This window comes from Streptococcus sp. FDAARGOS_520 (assembly GCF_003812685.1).
Classification (GTDB): Bacteria; Bacillota; Bacilli; order Lactobacillales; family Streptococcaceae; genus Streptococcus; species Streptococcus agalactiae.
Map to the genome: position 1 here is coordinate 330,694 of NZ_CP033810.1, position 20,762 is coordinate 351,455.

Annotated in this window: 19 protein-coding genes and 1 pseudogene; 4 read left to right on the forward strand and 16 right to left on the reverse strand. The window is 35.7% G+C overall.

Annotation, left to right across the window (positions count from 1 at the left end; genetic code table 11):
* Positions 1-18: 18 nt before the first annotated feature.
* The 13 genes from EGX96_RS01710 to rplK all read right to left on the reverse strand — a co-directional run bounded on the left by EGX96_RS01710 (position 19) and on the right by rplK (position 11,604).
* Complete coding sequence (locus EGX96_RS01710) at positions 19-1,791, reverse strand: oleate hydratase (RefSeq protein ID WP_001270884.1); 1,773 nt, start codon at positions 1,789-1,791, stop codon at positions 19-21.
* A 156-nt stretch (positions 1,792-1,947) separates the two neighbouring features.
* Positions 1,948-2,163: a YozE family protein gene (locus tag EGX96_RS01715; protein ID WP_001232073.1), complete on the reverse strand. Its 216-nt coding sequence runs from the start codon at positions 2,161-2,163 to the stop codon at positions 1,948-1,950.
* Positions 2,160-2,669 (reverse strand): peptide-methionine (S)-S-oxide reductase MsrA, encoded by a 510-nt coding sequence (gene msrA, locus EGX96_RS01720; protein ID WP_000438899.1) that lies wholly within the window; start codon positions 2,667-2,669, stop codon positions 2,160-2,162. The genes EGX96_RS01715 and msrA overlap by 4 nt, the downstream gene beginning before the upstream one ends.
* Before the next feature lie 137 nt (positions 2,670-2,806).
* Positions 2,807-3,661, reverse strand: coding sequence for an RNA-binding virulence regulatory protein CvfB (cvfB, locus tag EGX96_RS01725; protein WP_001094275.1), 855 nt, complete (start codon positions 3,659-3,661; stop codon positions 2,807-2,809).
* Between the two features lie 117 nt (positions 3,662-3,778).
* Positions 3,779-4,336, reverse strand: a complete 558-nt coding sequence (gene frr / locus EGX96_RS01730; RefSeq protein ID WP_000159519.1) for a ribosome recycling factor — start codon at positions 4,334-4,336, stop codon at positions 3,779-3,781.
* Positions 4,337-4,351: 15 nt separating this feature from the next.
* Positions 4,352-5,080 (reverse strand): UMP kinase, encoded by a 729-nt coding sequence (gene pyrH / locus EGX96_RS01735; RefSeq protein WP_000433491.1) that lies wholly within the window; start codon positions 5,078-5,080, stop codon positions 4,352-4,354.
* Between the two features lie 120 nt (positions 5,081-5,200).
* The gene (locus tag EGX96_RS01740) at positions 5,201-5,881 is read right to left on the reverse strand and encodes an ABC transporter ATP-binding protein (RefSeq protein ID WP_000959468.1); all 681 of its coding nucleotides are present in this window, start codon (positions 5,879-5,881) and stop codon (positions 5,201-5,203) included.
* Positions 5,868-6,656, reverse strand: a complete 789-nt coding sequence (locus EGX96_RS01745; RefSeq protein ID WP_000436149.1) for an ATP-binding cassette domain-containing protein — start codon at positions 6,654-6,656, stop codon at positions 5,868-5,870. The genes EGX96_RS01740 and EGX96_RS01745 overlap by 14 nt, the downstream gene beginning before the upstream one ends.
* Positions 6,644-7,450, reverse strand: a complete 807-nt coding sequence (locus tag EGX96_RS01750) for an ABC transporter permease (RefSeq protein ID WP_000044261.1) — start codon at positions 7,448-7,450, stop codon at positions 6,644-6,646. Before EGX96_RS01750 ends, EGX96_RS01745 begins: the two co-directional genes overlap by 13 nt.
* The gene (locus EGX96_RS01755; protein WP_000281507.1) at positions 7,450-8,394 is read right to left on the reverse strand and encodes an ABC transporter permease; all 945 of its coding nucleotides are present in this window, start codon (positions 8,392-8,394) and stop codon (positions 7,450-7,452) included. Before EGX96_RS01755 ends, EGX96_RS01750 begins: the two co-directional genes overlap by 1 nt.
* On the reverse strand, positions 8,381-9,997 hold the full coding sequence (gene nikA, locus EGX96_RS01760) for a nickel ABC transporter substrate-binding protein (RefSeq protein WP_001866044.1): 1,617 nt from the start codon (positions 9,995-9,997) through the stop codon (positions 8,381-8,383). Before nikA ends, EGX96_RS01755 begins: the two co-directional genes overlap by 14 nt.
* 388 nt (positions 9,998-10,385) lie before the next feature.
* Positions 10,386-11,075 (reverse strand): 50S ribosomal protein L1, encoded by a 690-nt coding sequence (rplA, locus tag EGX96_RS01765; protein ID WP_001085664.1) that lies wholly within the window; start codon positions 11,073-11,075, stop codon positions 10,386-10,388.
* Positions 11,076-11,178: 103 nt separating this feature from the next.
* The gene (rplK, locus tag EGX96_RS01770; protein ID WP_001085802.1) at positions 11,179-11,604 is read right to left on the reverse strand and encodes a 50S ribosomal protein L11; all 426 of its coding nucleotides are present in this window, start codon (positions 11,602-11,604) and stop codon (positions 11,179-11,181) included.
* 261 nt (positions 11,605-11,865) lie between these two features.
* Between rplK and EGX96_RS01775 the strand changes: the two genes are divergently transcribed.
* Positions 11,866-13,032 carry an IS30-like element ISSag9 family transposase gene (locus tag EGX96_RS01775; RefSeq protein WP_000160532.1) on the forward strand — a complete coding sequence of 389 codons (1,167 nt, stop codon included), beginning with the start codon at positions 11,866-11,868 and terminating at the stop codon, positions 13,030-13,032.
* A gap of 333 nt (positions 13,033-13,365) precedes the next feature.
* Here the strand turns inward: EGX96_RS01775 and EGX96_RS01780 are convergent, their stop codons facing one another.
* Positions 13,366-14,748, reverse strand: a complete 1,383-nt coding sequence (locus EGX96_RS01780; RefSeq protein ID WP_000958259.1) for an MFS transporter — start codon at positions 14,746-14,748, stop codon at positions 13,366-13,368.
* A 7-nt stretch (positions 14,749-14,755) separates the two neighbouring features.
* Positions 14,756-15,970: a M20 family metallopeptidase gene (locus EGX96_RS01785; RefSeq protein ID WP_001262295.1), complete on the reverse strand. Its 1,215-nt coding sequence runs from the start codon at positions 15,968-15,970 to the stop codon at positions 14,756-14,758.
* Positions 15,971-16,227: 257 nt separating this feature from the next.
* Between EGX96_RS01785 and EGX96_RS01790 the strand changes: the two genes are divergently transcribed.
* From EGX96_RS01790 to EGX96_RS01805, 3 genes and pseudogenes are all read left to right on the forward strand, one after another.
* Entirely contained in the window at positions 16,228-17,133 is a 906-nt protein-coding gene (locus tag EGX96_RS01790) for a LysR family transcriptional regulator (RefSeq protein ID WP_000795892.1), read from the forward strand.
* A gap of 60 nt (positions 17,134-17,193) precedes the next feature.
* Entirely contained in the window at positions 17,194-17,547 is a 354-nt protein-coding gene (locus EGX96_RS01795) for a DUF3397 domain-containing protein (protein ID WP_079398546.1), read from the forward strand.
* 70 nt (positions 17,548-17,617) lie between these two features.
* Positions 17,618-18,961 (forward strand): annotated as a pseudogene (locus EGX96_RS01805) (IS3-like element IS861 family transposase).
* A 48-nt stretch (positions 18,962-19,009) separates the two neighbouring features.
* Here EGX96_RS01805 and pabB read toward each other — a convergent pair.
* The gene (pabB, locus tag EGX96_RS01810) at positions 19,010-20,725 is read right to left on the reverse strand and encodes an aminodeoxychorismate synthase component I (protein WP_123957809.1); all 1,716 of its coding nucleotides are present in this window, start codon (positions 20,723-20,725) and stop codon (positions 19,010-19,012) included.
* Positions 20,726-20,762: the final 37 nt, after the last annotated feature.

The following is a 20,762-nucleotide window of genomic DNA, read 5'->3' on the forward strand; positions in this document are numbered from 1 at the left end:
TCTCGATTTTATTTTACATTATAAAAGATGAGCTTCTCGAAGTAATTCTTCTAAATAAGTTCCTCTAATTTTTTTCATGCCTACTTTACGCATTAAGGCAGGTATTGGTAAATCCATATCTTCAACAGATTTCTTATCATTGAGATAGTATAAAGATTGCAACAAGACACGAATATCAAATGCTGAATTAAAGACTTCTGGAACACCACGTTCAATATTTAAGAAAGTATAAACAGCTTCCATAGCAGTTCTAATAGAATATTCCGTTGTAAATACTGTATCTCTGGATGGAGATTCTGCAAAATTACCAATGAAGGCTAGGTTAACAGATCCTTGTGGGATAACATCTGGTCGGTCACCTTTAACTCGAGGCATGAAATAACTAGTAATGTAAGGCATATAAACAGGAACTGTACTTACATATTGTTTATCAGATAAATCATGAATCTTCATTTCAGGAACACCTAAGTGATATAACCACTCTTCTGTGATTTCTCGACCAGTACATTCTTCAATTGGTTTTTTAATATAATTACCTTCCACATTTGAATAGAGTCCATAAATCCAAACAATTGTTTCATTTTCCTTTTGCTCTTTGAAATGCGGTTGGCGATGGATAGCAAAACTCATCATCCAATTAGAATCTGTAACTGTAACAATGCCTCCGGTATTTACTTTACCATCATGGAGGTCACGATGTGTTAAACGCTCTATATAAGGTTCAATAGCTGGATCTTTTATTGTTGCAGTAGCAGAAACAAACCATGACTCTTTTGGAATATCTTTGTAGAAGACTTTAGGATGTCCAAATTCATCAGATTGAGCAGCTAAGTTTTCCCAAAGATTCCAAGAACCTCCCAAATCGGTATTAGGTTTAGCTACAGTATCATGACTACCATAGTTCGTACTTTCAGTGATAGAACCATTCGTTACAAAAACAAAATCATTTGGAGTAAGATCAATTGTTTTTGCTTCACCACCAACTGTGAGATGAATAGCTTTTGCAAGCTTCTGACCGTTCTTAAAGTCTACGGAGATATTAGTTACCTTGCTATCAAATTGAACATCTACATTATGAGACTCTAAATAACTGATGATTGGTTTCACCATAGAATCATATTGATTATATTTATTAAATTTTAATGAAGTGAAATCAGGCAGACCACCAATATGATGGATAAAGCGCATAGCATATCGACGCATTTCAATCGCTGAATGCCATTTCTCAAAGGCAAACATAGTAGCCCAATAAGTCCAAAAATTACTTTCAAAAAATTCTTTTGAAAAAACTTCTTCAATCGTCTTAGCACCTAAAGACTCTTCAGTCTCCATGACTAGCTTAACTAACTCTTTGGAATGTGTTCCGAGTGTAAAATCACCATCAGATTCTAAGCGATTCCCCTGTTTATGAATGAGGCGACAGTTAGATGAATTGGGATCATCCTTGTCAAGCCAATAAAATTCATCTAGATAAGAAGCATCTGGAACTTCGAGAGAGGGGATGGAACGGTACATATCCCACATACATTCGAAGTGATTTTCCATTTCACGACCACCACGCGTTACAAAACCGATATCAGGTCGTTTGACACCGTCAAGTGATCCTCCAGAAAGAGGTAGTTCTTCAAAAATATGAATACGTTGACCATCCATTTGACCGTCACGTATTAAAAAGACAGCGGCAGCTAATCCTGCTAAACCAGAACCAACAATATAAGCGGATTTTTTATCCACACCTTCAGGTTTTCGAGGTCTTGCAAAGGCTTCAAAATTTCCATTTGTATATCTCATAAACAACCTCCCTAGGGCTATATTTTAGATGACTATATTCTACTCCTTTGTGAAAACGATTGCCATTAAAAAACCTGCTTTTCAGACAGTCTTAGACAATGTGTCCAATTTCTATAACCTAAAAAAGAGATTGAAAATACAATCTCTATATTATTGTTAATGATTGAGATAATCTTCCCAAATATCATCAAAATCTGTTAAATTAAAGGAAAAACTGGCCTCATCTTCTAAATAGCGACTAACTGTTTCAAAATCCGAACTATGTTTTGGAAAAGTGGTTTCATCAAAAGCGTAATCTGCTAGGATTGCTACTGGTTCATTTGATTTTGGATTTCTTTGTGTCATCAACCAACTGTAAAATGATTTTCTCAATGCCAGTTCTCCTCTAGAAATGCATGTCTTCTGGCACTACTCAAGGCGTAACGAGCAGGGTTAGTCCGATAGAATGCTTGATGATAGTCTTCTGCTGGGTAAAAAGTATCAGCAGGCTCAATGCTGGTTACAATTGGTCTATCAAATCTACCCGAAGCTTGTAGCTTATCTTTTGATTTTTGAGCAATCTGACGTTGCTCTTCATTCTCATAAAAGATGACAGGACGATAATTATCCCCACGATCTTCAAACTGACCAAAAGCGTCTGTTGGATCTGTTTGTGCCCAATATAACTCAACTAAATCTGCATAAGAGATTTTTTCAGGATTAAAAATAATTTCAACAGCTTCTGTATGTCCAGTAGTTTTACTACAAACTTCTTTATAAGTTGGATTCTCAACATGTCCTCCAGTGTATCCAGATAAAACAGATTCAATACCATCTAATTCTTCAAATGGTTGTACCATACACCAAAAACAACCTCCAGCAAAAATCGCACGTTCCATATCGTTCTCCATTCTTTTTAATAGATACATTATAACAAAAAAAGCCAAAATTTCCTCTCAGCTTTTTTCTATAATTAGCCATTAATTCTAGCTATAACTAAAACGACCTCGTGAGAAAACTTTAAAAGTTCAAAAGTTTATAATAATTCTGTACCTAGCTGATCTTGTTTGATCTTTTTAGCTTTCATGAGTCCTCCAAGTGCTTTTTTAAACTGACCTTTGGAAATTCCAAAAGTAGCTTTAATTTCCTCTGGAGAAGATTTATCATTTAAAGTCATGAATCCTCCGTTACTTTCTAAATACGTTAAAATCATTTGTGCGTCATTTTCTAACATTTCAAAAGAACGAGGCTTTAATGATAAATTTAAGGTTCTATCAACTTCTCTGAAGCCAATAACTCGTGCATCCAGCACTTGCCCTAAACGAGGTTCACTGTAACGTTCACTAGGGTGAATAAAGCCGAGCATATTATTTTCTGGTAGATAAACAAAAGTTCCTGACAATTTTAAGCGATAAACGATTGCTGGCCAATTTTGATTTTGCATATTGTTATATGCAGGGGTTGCCATTCGTTGAAACACTTCAGGATCTGCAGGGAGAGCCCAGAGACGATCTTTTTTATCAACATCTAAGCAAACGTAGAGGCGATCACCTTTTTTAGGCCAAAGTTCTTTCAATTCAGGAAGAACATCCAAAGAAACAACCACTTGCTTATCTGGAAGACCAGTATCAAGAAATACTCCCAAGTCTTTACGTACCTCAGTAACTGTCCCCCAACCATAATGATCTCGAGTCGCAAATGTTTCTTTAGTTGTAAGACGTGCTTTTTGTTGCATATCTGTATAGGCGAATCCTTTAACCATTTCACCAATGTGATGCTCTCCTTCTGACTTTGATAATGCAAAGGTAAAGCCATCTTTTTGGATAAAGTAAAAATCTTTGTTTTCATCAGTTACTAAGCCTGTTATGACTGTCGCTAATAATGTATTCATTTTTCTCCTTTTAAAAAGGTAACCGACAAACCAAATCCATCTGGTTTTGATTCTATCAGTTACCTCCATAATCATTTTATTACTTGCCAATCATAATAAAGATAGCAAACGTTACTATTAAACTTCCAACAATTCTTTTTCTTTATTAGCAGTCATCTCATCAATATGTTTTACAGCATCATCAGTAGCCTTTTGAATATCTTTTTCAAGAGATTTCAAGTCATCTTCTGTAATTTCTTTATTCTTTTCTTGCTTCTTAGCTTCATCCATAGCATCACGGCGAATATTACGGATAGCAATCTTAGCATTTTCTCCGACTTTTTTCACTTCTTTAGCTAAATCACGACGTGTTTCTTCTGTCAAAGCTGGAATAACAAGACGAATAACTGAACCATCATTTGCAGGATTAATACCTAAATCTGATTCGTTAATAGCACGCTCAATATCTTTGATTGATGATTTATCAAATGGTGAAATTAAAAGGACACGAGCTTCAGGTACAGTAATAGAAGCTAATTGGTTAAGGGGGGTTGGCGCTCCATAATACTCAACTTGAATACGATCAAGCAAGCTAGCATTAGCACGTCCTGCACGAATCCCTGCAAATTCTCTTGATAAACTTTGGTGTGATTGCTCAAAACGCTCTTGAGCTTTTGTAACGATTTCCTTAGTCATATTTTTTATACACTCCTATTCAGATGCTTTGTTTGAAACAGTTGTTCCGATTTGTTCTCCAAGAACAACACGCTTAATATTACCAGTCTCATTCATATTGAAAACAACAAGGTCAATATCATTATCCATTGAAATAGTTGATGCGGTTGCATCCATGATTTTTAACCCTCGTTTTATTACTTCAACGTGAGTTAATTCATCAAATTTGACAGCATTGGCATCTTTCTTTGGATCAGCATTATAAACACCATCTACTCCATTTTTAGCCATTAAAATTGCTTCTGCCTCAATCTCAGCAGCACGAAGCGCTGCTGTTGTATCAGTTGAGAAATAAGGCGAACCAATACCCGCTCCAAAGACAACAATACGATTCTTCTCTAGATGACGTAAAGCACGACCACGTACGTAAGGCTCAGCAACAGTTTGCATTGGAATAGCTGTTTGAACTCTAGTATCTACCCCATATTGTTGAAGGCTATCAGCCATTACAAGAGCATTCATTACTGTCCCTAACATCCCTGTATAATCAGCTTGAACACGATCCATCCCTGCTTCTGCTGCAGGTTCTCCACGCCAAAGATTACCTCCACCAATGACAAGCGCTATTTGAACACCTGAATTGTGTACTTCGGCAATTTCTTTTGCAATAGATTGAACGGTAGGAATGTCAATACCGACACCCTTATCTCCCGCCAATGCTTCACCAGATAACTTAATTAATATACGTTGATATTTAGGTTCCACTACTATGTTCTCCTTATTTTGTCTTTATTATTTTACCATAAAAGGCAAAATTTTAATAGAGCAATGACACTAGTAAGTTGATTTCTTTATCAACTCCTAAAATAAGAAAAACATAATAATTCAGAGATTGGTCAAACAGTTAGTAGAACACGCTCTCTTCAAGAATTCATTATCTTCTACTAAATAACCATTTTTTATCAGAAAGACCCGGTTACAGATAGCTTGACAAATTTTAGGGTCATGAGAAATCATTATAAAACTTAATTCATAACGGCGTTTTATTTTTTGTAATAAACGTAGCATTTTAATTTGAGTTACTGGGTCTAATCCACTTAAGGATTCATCAAAAATAATAATTTTAGGCTTTAAGAGTAAAGCTCTAGCGATACAAACTCTCTGTAGCTGACCACCACTAAGTTGTCTAGCTTTATATTTTAGATAAGTTCCATCTAAACCCACCGCTTCTAATATTTGACATAATTCAAAAGTTGTTTTTTTTCCATAAAAAGCTTCATTCAAAATTTCCTCAATACTAAAATATGGATTGACCGAACTAAGCGCATCTTGAAAAACAAGGATAATCTGCGCCTTACCATCTTTAGGTGTGTAAATTTTTCCTTGAAAATATATCGAACCACAAGTAGGACTATCTAGTCCTATAATGAGTCGGGCAAGGCTACTTTTACCACTGCCACTTTTACCCATTATACCAATTATTTCTCCTCTTTTAAGATGAAAATGACAGTCCTTTAAAACCTCTTGTCGTCCAAATGTTTTTCCGACATGATTACAAACCAACATTAAGAATATCTCCTTCATACTCCATTTGCACTGTCAGTGCTTTCGTATAGTTATGTTGAGGATTGCTTAAAATAGCTTGGGTTTGTCCCTGTTCAACAACTTCTCCCTCACTTATAACTAATAATTGTCCCCCCAGGTCTCTAGCTAACTGATAATCATGCGTTACAGTAATCAAGGTTTTTCCATTATTTTGCAATTCCTGCAAAATAGCTGATATAGTAGAACAATTATGACAATCAACCGCTGAGGTCGGCTCATCTAATATGATTACCTGAGGATCAAGAGATAATATAGTGGCTAACATAATTCTTTGTAGCATTCCTCCACTAAGCTCAAAAGGGTATTTTTTTAACAGGGATATCGCATCATCTAAATTTAAACGTTTCATCCATTCTAACGCTTTAGATAAGGCTACTCTCTTTGAACATTTCTCATGACTAAGGATTGTTTCCAAAATATGCGCTTCAATTTTTTGAAAAGGATTAAACATAGACATGGGATTTTGCACTAAATAGGCAATATCTCGTCCCCTTAATTTCTGCCACTGCTTTACAGTTAGTTTACCTAAATCAACTCCCTTAAAAAATATGTTTCCTCTAACTGTCATACCTTGTGGAATGTGACCAACCAATAATTTTGCCAAGAGGGTTTTCCCTGAACCACTCTCACCAATAATAGTTAGCGATTCTCCCATATCTATTTTACAACTAAAATCTCTTAGTACAGGGACCTCTCCTATCTGTAATGACAATTTTCTTATTTCTAACTGTTCCATTGTCGTTTCCAATCTTTTTTATCTATGGCATCGCCTAAAGTATTAAAGGAAAATACTGTTAAAAAAATCGCAATTCCAGGAGATAACATCATCCAAGTAGCTGTCCTAAAATATCCTCTAGCATCGTGCAACATCATTCCCCATTCTGTGACATTAGGTTGCACACCAATCCCTAAGAAAGAAAAGCCAGAAATCATTAAAATAATATTTCCTATATTCATAAGGACCATAACGAGGATTGGCTGATACACAAAAGGAAAAATATGTTTTCTTAAAATATGCCAGACTGAAAGTCCCATAATTTGCGCATTTATCACATAAGGCTCTTTTTTTGCACTCTTAACTAAATTGGTCATTAATTTAGCATAGTAAACCCATTCCACAAAGACAATTGCAAAAATTAAATTCCCTAGACCATGACCTAAGATCCCCACGGTTGCAAGAGAGAGCAAAAAGCTCGGAAAAGCTAAAATAATATTAGCTATCCATAAAAAGAGGTTTTCTAACTTTCCTTGATACCAACCAACAATAAGACCCACAAACATACCAATCGTTAATTCCAATAAGCTAATAATAATAGCTAAAAACAGTGAATATCTAGCACCATAAAGCAAGCGAGATAATACATCTCTACCCAATTGGTCAGTCCCTAACAAATGAACATTATTGGGAGCCAATAATTTTTGTGATAAATCTACGTATTGTGGATCAAAGCTAGATAGAATAGGGGCAAAAATGGCACTAATCACTAACAATACCAGTAAGCTACTCGAAAAATAAATTCTTTTTGATATTATTTCTCCCTTGACTTTCGTAACCGAGGATCAACCCAATTCATAAAACACTGTGTCATAAAATTATTAGCTAAAAATAAGGTTCCAAAAATTAGCATACAAGCTTGTATTACTGGAAGATCTGAAGTTCTTAGACTGGTCACAAATAAACGTCCTATTCCATTCCATGAAAAAATTTCTTCAACAATAATTGATCCTGTTAATAAGTAAACCCAAGTCAAGCTAAGTGCTGTCATTATCGCAGGTAAGGCATTTCTAAGGAGGTGATGTGTGACAATATAACGTTCTTTTACTCCTCTTAATCGGGCATTTTCCACATTTAAACTTCTATTTTCTTGACTAATAGCTTTTCGAATAAGGGCTATGTATTGACCTACGGTAGAAAAACTTAAGGTAATACTTGGCAAAATTAAACTTTGTAAATCGTTACCTCCTGAAACAGGCAGAAGATTTAATTTTGCCGAAAATAGCAGCATCAACAAGTAAGCAACCCAAAAATTTGGCATAGACACACTAGAAAAACTCAAAAATCGAATCAAGTGATCACTCCGAGCAGATTCATGTAAGCCAGCCCACACACCTAACGGGGTAGAAATGGTAACAATTAGCAAGAAGGCACTCGTGCCTAAAAATAAAGTAGCCAAAAACCGTTGTAAAACCAAATCTAATACTGGCAACCTGAGCACATAAGAATATCCAAAATCTCCTGTTAATGCTTTTTGGAACCACAGCCAGTACTGCTTCCATAATGGCTTATCTAAACCTAAATAGTGCTCTGCTTCTTTTAGCGCTTCTGGACTAACACTTATTTTTGATAAACGAAGGTAATTTTCTGCTGGATTAACTGTTGATAGTTTGATAAGAATAAATGTTAGAAGTGATATGAAAAACAATGCCAAAAAAGCTGACAATATTTTTTTGATGATCGAACTACTTAGATACATTGTTTTTTTCTATATAGCGTAATGGGAATGAATTTTCTTCTGGCGCAAAACGCATGGTTTTAAAATCACCTTTCCTATAAACAGAAATCACCGATTGATAAGTTAATGGGATATATACAGCCTCATCATGCAATAATTCAAGAACCTTCTTATAGTCTCTATCAACATTTTCTTCCTTAGGATCTACTAGAGCTGACTTAATAAGTCTATCCATTTCAGTTTTAGTTGCTAGATTTTCTAAAGCTATATTTTCTGGATGTCCATGATCTGCCTTGGCAGTTAATGCCGACATCCAAGCATGAGGGTCCCATGGTGCTCCCCAAGAATAGGTTAACATCATATCAAAATTACCCTTTTTAGCATTAGCCCAATAATCATCTTCTTCCATAGCAATAAGAGAAACATTAATACCGATTTTACGCCATTCTCCTTGGAAATAAGTTACCAGGTCTTTATCAGTTGCCTTAGTGGCGATATAAGGAAGACGTAAGGTTAGAGTTTTACCATCTTTTTCACGAACCTTATCTTTTCCCATCTTCCAACCAGCTTGATCCAATAGCTGATTTGCTTTATCAACATTATAGCTATAAGGATTTAACTTAGCATCTGAGTGAGATGTTGATTTTGAAAAAATAGTGTCTGCTGGCTTTTCTGTTCCTCTAAAGGTGTTCTTAGCAATAGAAACCTTGTCAATAGCATGATTCATTGCCTGACGAACTTTTTTATCTTGGAAAATACTTTCCTTAGCATTTAGCAACAAAAGTCTTGTTGACATAGGTTGAGAAATAGCTGTGACATATTTCTTGTCCTTCGTATATTGGGCAAAAGTGTCTAAACCAATAATGCCATTCCCATAGATCAAATCAACGTCACCTGATTCGAATGCTAAAGCACGCGTCTGAGCATCGGGTATAACTTTTACGGTTACTTCTTTTAATTTTGGTTTCTTTCCCCAGTAATTCTCATTACGTTTGAAGGTAATATATTCATTTTGCTTTTTACTTTTCACAACCCATTGACCCGTTCCAATTGGTTTTTTTACATTCTTCTTAGTTGTATCATCACCTTTAGGGAAAGCGCTATCAGATAAAAAGCGAATTGGTCGAATCATAGAGAGATCATATAAAGTAGCACTATAAGCTTGTTTCAGTTTAATTTCAAAAGTACTTTGATTCAAGGCACGATAATTTTCCAATTGATTCGTTAAATTAAACCAATTATGATTACCTCTATTAGACTTCGAAAAAATACTATCAAAATTACGTTTGACATTCGCAGCATTAAAGTTACTGCCATCAGAATATTTAGCATTTCTCAATTTAAAAGTGTAGGTTTTTCCATCTTGACTAATGCTCCAGCTTTTCGCTAAAGCTGGTTCAATTTTCCCATTGTCACCATATCGTACCAACCCCTCATAAACCATATCCTGGATAACAAACTGATCAGGGTTATAGCGATGCGGATTAACATCACCAAAGTCTTCTCCCCAAGCAAGCGTGAGTTTATCACTGTTTAGTTTATGACTTTTGCTATCCTGTGAATGGCATGCAGTCAGAGTCACCATCAATAAACAAGTAATGCTCAATAATATGTTACGTCTCATTTTTACCAACTTTCTTTTAAGTTTAGTTAATTATTTTTTTAAGCAAACTTAATTAGATCATTTTAGTAATGTCTTGTCAAGAATCTTAAAATAAAAAATCTACAACGATACAAAATTTACTTATTCCCTGCGAACTCATTTTAATAGATTATTGCTAAAGAATAATCATAATAGTCACATACCATATCGCCAATTTCATTTTTCCTTATTCTCATCTGTTACTTAAAACACATCGCACATTCATTAGTCTTTAAGAAGGTTAATACAGATAAAAAGCTATTTTTCAAAAGAAACACATATAATATCCTTTGATTATTAAAATATATACTTAACTAGTTAAGTATATAGAATAAATAAAACTAGGAAGGAATTCCTAGTTTTTTATTGATTAAAGTGAGTTAGGATCAACTTTGATACCAACACCTTGTGTTGTTGTAATTGAAAGGTTTGTGATGTAAGTTCCTTTTGCAGTAGCTGGTTTAGCTTTAACAATAACATCATTAAATGCTTTGAAGTTATCAACTAATTTAGCATCATCAAATGAAACTTTACCAATAAGGGCTTGGACGTTACCTGCTTTATCAGCACGGTAAGTAATTTTACCACCTTTAGACTCTTCAACTGCTTTAGCAACGTCCATAGTTACTGTACCAGTTTTAGGGTTTGGCATCAAGTTACGAGGTCCAAGGACACGTCCAAGACGTCCAACAAGTGCCATCATATCTGGTGTTGCGATAACAACATCAAAGTCAAGCCATCCACCTTGGATTTTAGCAACTAAGTCATCTTCACCGACAAAGTCTGCACCTGCTGCTTTAGCTTCTTCAGCTTTAGCACCACGAGCAAAAACAAGAACACGTGAAGTTTTACCAGTACCTGCTGGTAAAACCATAGCACCACGGATTTGTTGGTCAGCTTTTTTAACGTCAATGTTAAGGTTATAAGAAACTTCAACAGTTGCATCAAATTTAGCAAAGTTAGTTTCTTTTGCAAGAGCTACAGCTTCTTCTACGCTGTATGCTTTAGTGCTGTCAATTTTCTCAAGAGCAGCACGTAAGTTTTTACTTTTTTTAGCCATTTTAAAATTCTCCTTGTAATGTGGTCAATCGATTTGATTTAAAATCTCCCACGTCACTCATCAAACTACGATGAAGTCTTGCGGGTTATGTGGGTGTTTCTGATTAGTCAGTAACAGTGAATCCCATAGAACGAGCAGTACCTTCGATCATACGCATTGCAGACTCAAGGTTTGCAGCGTTTAAATCTGGCATTTTAGTTTCAGCAATTTCTTGTACTTGCGCACGAGTAATTGTTGCAACTTTAGTTTTGTTAGGTTCACCTGATCCTTTTTCAACACCTGCAGCTTTTTTCAAAAGAACAGCAGCTGGTGGTGTTTTAGTGATGAAATCAAATGATTTGTCTTCATATACTGAGATAACAACTGGAATAATCATACCAGCTTGATCAGCTGTACGAGCGTTAAACTCTTTAGTGAATCCCATGATGTTGATTCCTGCTTGACCAAGTGCTGGTCCAACTGGTGGAGCTGGAGTTGCTTTACCAGCAGGAATTTGAAGTTTTACAAGTTTTTCAACTTTTTTAGCCATTTTTAAAAATCCTCCTGTTGTGGTTTTGGCGGTAATTAGAAATTTTTACCTCCCACAGGCATGTTTATAACATACCTTACCATTATACTATAATCATAAATAAAAGCAATAGTTTTAAGCCATTAATTTCATTATATTTTAAATTTAGTAATTTCTCAAAGTAAGTTCCGTCTGCCCTCCAAAACCGGAAGTTAGTGTGAAAAGGATTTTTATGGTGGAATTAAGTCTGAGACGTTTGGGTTAGAAATGAGTTTATCCATCATGACAAAACACAAACACCTAACTCTCTTAGACCGTAATGACATCCAATCTGGTTTGGATAGAGGAGAAACCTTTAAAGCCATCGGGCTTAATCTACTGAAACACCCTACTACTATCGCAAAAGAAGTCAAACGAAATAAGCAACTAAGAGAATCAACCAAAGACTGCCTAGACTGTCCGCTACTAAGAAAAGCTCCCTATGTTTGTAATGGGTGTCCAAAGAGGAGGATCAACTGTGGTTACAAGAAGACCTTCTATCTTGCTAAGCAAGCTCAAAGAAACTATGAAAAACTTTTAGTTGAATCTAGAGAAGGAATCCCTTTGAACAAAGAGACCTTCTGGAAAATAGATAGAGTGCTTTCTAATGGGGTCAAGAAGGGCCAACGTATCTATCATATCCTCAAAACCAACGATCTAGAAGTGAGTTCTTCAACCGTTTATCGACACATCAAGAAAGGCTACCTATCCATCACACCAATCGACCTACCCAGAGCTGTGAAGTTCAAAAAAAGGCGAAAGAGCACACTCCCTCCTATTCCAAAAGCGATTAAAGAAGGGCGACGGTACGAGGATTTTATAGAACACATGAACCAATCAGAGCTGAACTCCTGGCTTGAAATGGACACGGTTATTGGACGGATTGGTGGAAAGGTCCTTCTCACCTTCAATGTCGCCTTCTGTAACTTCATCTTTGCCAAACTGATGGATTCTAAGACAGCTATCGAAACTGCTAAACACATACAGGTCATTAAGAGGACACTCTATGATAACAAGAGAGACTTCTTCGAACTCTTTCCTGTTATCCTAACGGATAATGGTGGGGAATTCGCTAGAGTGGATGATATTGAGATAGATGTTTGTGGACAGTCTCAACTCTTCTTTTGTGACCCTAATCGGTCTGACCAGAAAGCAAGAATCGAGAAGAATCATACCCTCGTGAGAGACATACTGCCTAAGGGGACTTCCTTCGACAACTTGACTCAAGAGGACATTAATCTGGCACTATCTCATATCAACAGCGTTAAGAGACAGGCTCTAAATGGTAAAACGGCTTATGAGCTATTCTCTTTTACTTACGGAAAAGACATCGCAAGTATACTCGGTATTGAGGAAATTACTGCGGAAGACGTCTGCCAATCTCCCAAACTATTAAAAGACAAAATCTAACCTAATCAACTAACTGATACAACCTAAACGTCTCACACTAACTTCAACCATAGCGGAACTTAATCTGAAACGCTTTCAGATGAGGATGTTTTCTTGTACCCTTTTTTTGCGATTTTTAACTCTGAAAACCTATGAAATCAAGTATTATAAAAACCAACGGAACTTAGTCTGAGACGGATTTTCGTTGGTTTTTATTGGTTTTTATCAGACTAAATTCCATTTCTACTAGAGGTGGAACTTACTTTGAGAATTTAGCATATTTTAAATTTCTTTCCCAATTCCTTTTACATTATTACAACAATACTTGAGATTTTGAATCTCAAGTATTGTTATTTATTTATCCTCAATTTTCTTAGGGATAACAAAAAGAATTGATAAGATCGATAGACTACAAAAAACTAGGTTTAAAATTAATCCACACAAAGCTGCTTTGTGAAAATCTGCATTACCAGAAAAAGCATGATAAATCGCAATTGAAGTTGCTACACCAATTGCACCACCTAGTGAACTTGCCATTTTGTAAATTCCAGATGCAGAACCTACTTTTTCATTAGGAATACTAGAAATAGCTGTATCTGTTGATGGTGTCGCATAGATCCCCAAGCCTGTTCCAAATAAAGCATAACCAACAAAGACTAACACAAGATACAAAGGTCCTTGAATATTGACCAAAGTCATTAAAAATATCCCAACAAATGTACTCATAGCTCCCAAAAGCATTGGCTTACGGGCACCAAAACGTTGTAAAATTTTCTCACCAACTCGGATAGCAATTAGTACACAAACCAAATAGCCTAAAGACATTTCACCTGCAACCTTTGGTGTTAGCTGGCGACCTTGTTGCATGTAAGTATTAATAACAATCAGAGTTCCTGCAACTGCATTCAGTAAGAAATTTGATATTGTCGCACCTAAGTAAAATCGATTTTCAAACAGATGAAAGTCAATAAAACTATTAGATTTACGTGTTTCAACATAATAAAACAGAACAAATCCAATAAGCATCACTGTAAAAAGACTCAATGGAATAACGTTCATCAATCCATGTTCCTGAGCCATAGATATCCCAATATTTAACGATAACATTGAAATAATAAAAATAATTAAACCAAGGTAATCAAAGTGAGTTTTTTGTCCAACATTTTTACTTTCTGGGGTTCCTAAAATTAATAGAAAACTAACTACTGATGCGATGATTGAAAAGATAAAGACATAACGCCAACCTAGAGTACTTGCCACCGCTCCACCAAAATAAGAACATAGACCTGAGCCACCCCACGATCCGATTGACCAGAAACTAACTGCACGTTGTCTATCTTTACCATCATAGTACGTTTTAACCAAGGCCATTGTTGATGGCATAATAAAAGCTGCTGCCAATCCTTGAAAAATACGTCCCATAATAAATAGCACTGCTCCATTAGCTAAAACAATTAGTAGAGAACCAATAATATTTAAGCAAAGACCAATAAAAGTAAATTTAACTCGACCAAGTTTATCTGCTAAACCACCAGTTACAACAATAAATAAACCTGAAAACAATGCCGTACTTGAGACACCAATATCCATTGCACCAGATGAAATACCTAATGATGACTGAACATCTGGTCCCATGTTTAAAATAGACTGTGCAAATAACCAAAATGATAGTACAGCGAGTACAATTCCCACCAATAATTTGTTATTTCCTTTGAAATTTTCCTTTGTCGTTAACATATGTTATCTATTCTCCTTCTACAAGCATAGCAAGCGCTGCTGTTGCCATTGATTTAGCAGATACCATCAATGATGATTCTGCAATTTGGAATTTTGGATGATGATGTGGGTAATATGGTTGCCCCTCTTCATGTGCTCCAACATAGAAGAAGCAAGCTGGGATTGTTTGAGCATAATAGGCAAAATCTTCAGACGGCGTTTGAGGGTCGCAATCAATGACATCTAAAATTTCTTTTATAGCAACAGATTTTAAACTATTTGCAACTTTCTGTGTCACTTCACTGTTATTAACTAAAACAGGATAATCATTCTGATAGTCTAACTGATAACTAACACCATAAGTTTGTGCTATTCCATCTAGAATACGCTTAAATTCCTCCTCAACAACACCTCGTGTCTCTTCAGACATCACGCGCACATCACCTTCTAAGGTTACACTATCTTTGATCACATTAGCAGAACCTTTACCATCAAAAGATCCGATAGTAACTACTGCTGTGTCAAATGGATTAACTCGACGACTGACAATCGTTTGCGCTGCCATAACAAAACTAGAAGCTGCAACAATTGTATCATTTGCACGATGTGGCATGGAACCATGTCCACCCTTACCTTGCAAAATAACTTTAAAAGTGGCACGCCCTGTTTGAATGGGACCTGCGTGATATTGTACCGTTCCCTCTTCCATCGTTGACATAACATGGATACCAAGGACAGCATCAATGCCATCTAAACATCCTGCTTCAATCATTGCTTTTGCTCCGCCTGGTGGCACCTCTTCAGCCGGTTGATGTAAGATACGGATATGACCTGAAAATTCTGATTTTAATTCAATCAAGCTCTCAGCCAAAATCAATAAATAAGCTGTATGGGCATCATGTCCACAAGCATGCATGACGCCCGCTGTTTTTGAAGCAAAAGAAAGCCCTGTCTCTTCCTGAATTGGAAGAGCATCAAAGTCGGCTCTCAAAGCAATGTGTTTGATGGGCTTATCTGTCGCTTTATCACCATAGATATCAACTACGACGCCATTCATACCACCAAATTGTGTCTGAACATGACAGTCCTTACCTTTATAAAAATCTGAAATATAAGCTGCTGTTTTTGTCTCTTTAAATGATAATTCGGGATTTTCATGTAAATAGCGACGAATAGCAACCATTTGATCACATTTTTGGTCAAGTTTTTCAAATAATTGATGTCGCAAAGATGCATTGGCCATTTGCTTTCCTCCTTAAAATATGAACAGTTAAAATAAGGCTATTATTCTAACAATCTGCTCTTATATAGTCTACTTTTGAAAATAATTTTTTACAAATAAATTTTTTTAGATATTTCTATAACTAAATAGTTATGAATATATCATGTTATACTACTAAATTAAATAGATTGATTTTAGCTCAAAATGATAGTAAACTTATAGCCATAACGTATCATAACTTATTATTAATCTAAGGATATCAAACTGGTTATAAAGTCTTGAAAAATCAACAAAAATTAATGTATCTAGAGAGTATCGAGCTATACTCAAACATCACTAAAGCCGCTGCACACCTTTTTATTTCTCAACCTTACCTAAGCAAAGTGATCAAGCAATTAGAAAATGAGTTAGAAATAAAACTCATCCAGAGCCAAGGACACCAAACCTTTTTAACTTATGCTGGACAGAGATATCTATTCTACCTAAAAGAAATTGATATGATTGAGCGTCAAATGGCCAAAGAACTATATCTCATCCGTTCTGATAAAAAAGGAGAAATCACACTTGGGATTAACTCTGGCTTAGCAAGTTCTATTCTGGCAAATGTACTTCCCAAATTTAACTTGGAGCACCCAGAAATTTCTGTCAAATTACTCGAAAACAATCAAAATATTTCTGAACAATTGGTAGCGAGTGGTGATATTGACCTAGCTGTTGGGATGGCTCCTATCCTTTATAAAGATGGAATTGCATCAACCACTATTTACCGCGACGAATTGTTTTTAATGATACCTACCACCAGCCAACTCTACAACGCTGAAAAACGTGGACAGATTATTCCTTTTGAATATCCTATTTCAGTTCTAGACAATGAACCTCTTATCCTAACACCATTAGAGTACGGAATTGGCAAAACAATTGCACAATTCTATGAGCTTCATCACATGTCATTAAATCAGATGATTACAACTAGTACCGTTCCTACAGCAGCTAGCCTATCTTTGTCAGGGATGGGAGCAACATTTGTTCCACAAACTCTCATTCATCGCTATTTGGATAAAGAGTGCAATGTCTACCATTTTCATAAGAATAAGTTATTTTCAGAGTACATTATGATTTATAAAAAAGATGTTGAATTATCTGGAATTGCTCTCCTACTTTATAAAGCTTTTTTAACCAAGTAGTTTCGCTAATTCTATTGAAAATCAGTTTACTTCTTACCAAAATCGGTATAAAATAGACCTATGATATACAAAATTATTTCTTCTTTATTTCTTGTTTTAATCCCTATATTTTCACAGGTTCTTGTCAAAATATTTAAACTTAAAAAATTTAACATTATGTTTCCAGATGTTGCTTTTCCTATTTTTGTTTTTTTAATTCCATTAATATCATCTAGTCTGTTAAAACAAAATCTTTTACCTTACTATCTGATTCTCATTTCATTACTGGCAATCGGAATTACAATAAAGCTTCTACGAACAAAGACTCTTTTTTCTTATAAACGTTTTTTAAAATTATTTTGGAGATCTGGCTTTATTCTAACTTTCCTTTTTTACCTAGGATTATTGGTTATCATCTTTATCAAAGTACAATAAAAAGAGTTGGATAAATTGAACTGCACCCCAAAAGTTAGACAAAAAATCTAACGATTGGGGTGCTTTTCTGATGAAATTAAGTTATGAAGATAAACTAGAAATATACGAGTTAAGAAAGATCGGGATGTCCTGGTCTCAGATTAGTCAACGATATGATGTTCGTATCTCGAATCTTAAATACATGATAAAACTCATGGATCGGTATGGTGTAGAAATCGTCGAAAAAGGTAGAAATGAGTATTATCCACCTGAATTAAAGCAGGAAATGATAGATAAAGTCTTGATTCATGGTTGTTCTCAACTCTCTGTTTCTCTTGATTATGCTCTCTCTAATTGTTCTATACTCACAAATTGGCTTTCCCAATTTAAGAAAAATGGTTATACTATTGTTGAGAAACAAGAGGGAGACCGAGTAAAATGGGACGTAAGCGTAAGAAAACTTGGGAAGAAATGACAGAGCTCGAGCGACTTCAGGAAGAAAATGAGCGCTTGAGAACGGAGAATGCCTTTCTAAAAAGTTGAGGGATTTGCGCTTGAGGGACGAAGCCTTACAGAGCGAACGGCAGAAACAATTAGAGAAATGGTCACAGGAGGATTCCGACTAGACCTCTTACTTGAGATAACTAAGATAGCTCGTGCAACTTACTATTATCAACTAAAGAAACTGAATAAACCAAATAAAGACAAAGCAATCAAATCTGACATTCAATCCATTTATGATGAACATAGAGGAAACTATGGCTATCGTCGGATTTATTTAGAACTGCGAAATCGTGGCTTTGTCATCAACCACAAAAGGGTGCAAGGCTTGATGAAAAGTATGGGCTTGACTGCTCGTATTCGTCGTAAGCGCAAGTATGCCTCTTACAAAGGTGAGGTTGGTAAGAAGGCTGATAACCTGATTCAACGCCAGTTTGAGGGGTCGAAGCCCTATGAGAAGTGCTATACCGATGTGACGGAGTTTGCTTTACCTGAAGGGAAACTTTATCTATCGCCTGTTCTTGATGGCTATAACAGTGAGATAATTGATTTTACCCTGTCTCGGTCTCCTGACTTGAAACAGGTTCAAACCATGCTTGAGAGGGCTTTTCCTGCGGCTTCATACAGCGAAACCATTCTCCACAGCGACCAAGGCTGGCAGTACCAGCACAAGTCCTACCATCAATTTCTGGAGGACAAAGGCATTCGTCCTTCTATGTCACGGAAGGGGAACAGTCCTGACAACGGTATGATGGAATCTTTCTTTGGGATTCTAAAATCTGAGATGTTCTATGGCTTGGAGAAGTCTTACAAATCACTTGATGACCTTGAGCAAGCTATCACAGATTACATTTTTTACTACAACAACAAGCGAATCAAAGCAAAACTAAAAGGACTTAGTCCTGTGCAATACAGAACTAAATCCTTCACTTAAAATAAATTGTCCAACTTTTGGGGGTCAGTACAAAATTTCCAACTCTTTTTACTTTAGGTTTAGAGGATAAAGCCCTCTAACAGCATTACAGGCGTATATAGCATCGGCTGATTCTAAATCTTTTAAAGTTAGTGGTGCTTCAATTACTTTTTGGGTTTTAAGGAGATGACGACGATAAATCCCATTCAACCCTCCTTCTGATAAATCTGGGGTTAAAAACCTTCCATTTTTTTCTAAAACAATATTCCCAATACTTGTTTCCAATAGCAACCCCTCAGGAGATACAAATATCTTTTCATTCTGACCTTCAATAATATGTGGGCGATAAGAAGTTTTAAAATAAGTAAACGGGGATAATTTAATAGGGTAGTCTTGTACGACCACCTCTGCCGTTAAAAACTTTTTTGATAAATTCACTAGTTGTTTTACCTCAAACGTTACCTTACCAGTTTTATCAAGCATTATTTTCAAGCGGTAATCCTTCTCATCTAGCTGATGAAGGTATTTTTTCAGTTCCCTTTCGAATTTACTTTTATCAAAAGAATAAGCAAAATAAGACGCTGATTCAACTAATCTCTCGACATGTTGTTGAGAGAAAAGAAGTTTATTTTCAGTCACTCTTCCTGTAGTTATTAATTGAAATTTTGGATTGACACGTGTTAAAACAGCTGATTTTTGACGGGTTTCTTCATATTCAGAATCTGTCTGGCTCTCCCACGTAATACCTCCACCAACGCCGTAATAGGCTTGTTGACCTTTCATTTGTACTGTGCGAATAGGAACGTTAAAAATAGCTTGTCCGTCTGGCATGCAAAGTCCTATCGTCCCACAATAAATACCTCTTGGCCGTTTTTCCAACTCATTAATAATAGCCATTGTTGATATCTTAGGAGCTCCAGTGATAGATCCACAAGGATATAGAGCTTGAAAAATAGACATAAGTGTCACTTCTGGCGATAAAACTCCTTCAATAGTTGATGTCATTTGCCACACAGTTGCATACTGCTCCACTTGACATAGTTTTTTTACCTTAACTGTTCCAACATCACAGATACGGCCCATATCGTTTCTTAATAAATCAACAATCATCATATTTTCAGAACGATTTTTAGGATCATTTGCCAACCAATCTCGCTCCGCCACATCTTCTTGATAAGTAGGCTTTCTAGCGCTTGTTCCCTTCATTGGTCTAGTTGTTAAGACTTCATCCTTCTTCTTAAAGAACAATTCCGGGCTTACAGATAAAATCCTTTTATCGTCGTAGGCAATATAAGCATTATATCCTGCTCCTTGTTCTACCATTAGGCGTTCATAAACACTAAAGGGATCCGAGCATAATTGTTGGCTAAGCTCTAGTGTATAATTTACTTGATAAGTATTTCCTTGTCTAATTTGTCCTTTAATATTAGCAATTGCCTCTTGATATTCTTGCTCAGAAACATTAGCAGTCCAATTATCTGCTAATCTAACATTTTCATAACTTAAAGGAAAAGCTTCGTTCTCACAATCTTTATGTACTGTAAAATAAGCTAGATGTTCTCCAGCCAACTTCTGTTGAGAAACTTTAAAATGTGAATCAAAAGCAGCAGATGCTTCATAAGATAAATAACCAACAACATAATAATTTTGAGATTGATAATAATCAACTTCTTTTATCACTTCTAAGACTTGTTCTAAAGTATCAGCTATTAATTCTTTTGTAGGATTTTTAAAACGATATCTTTTTCCTAATTCTTTGAAATCAATAACAGTCTCAATATGCATTCGTAACCTTCTTCTTCATCTATTTGCTTCATTATAA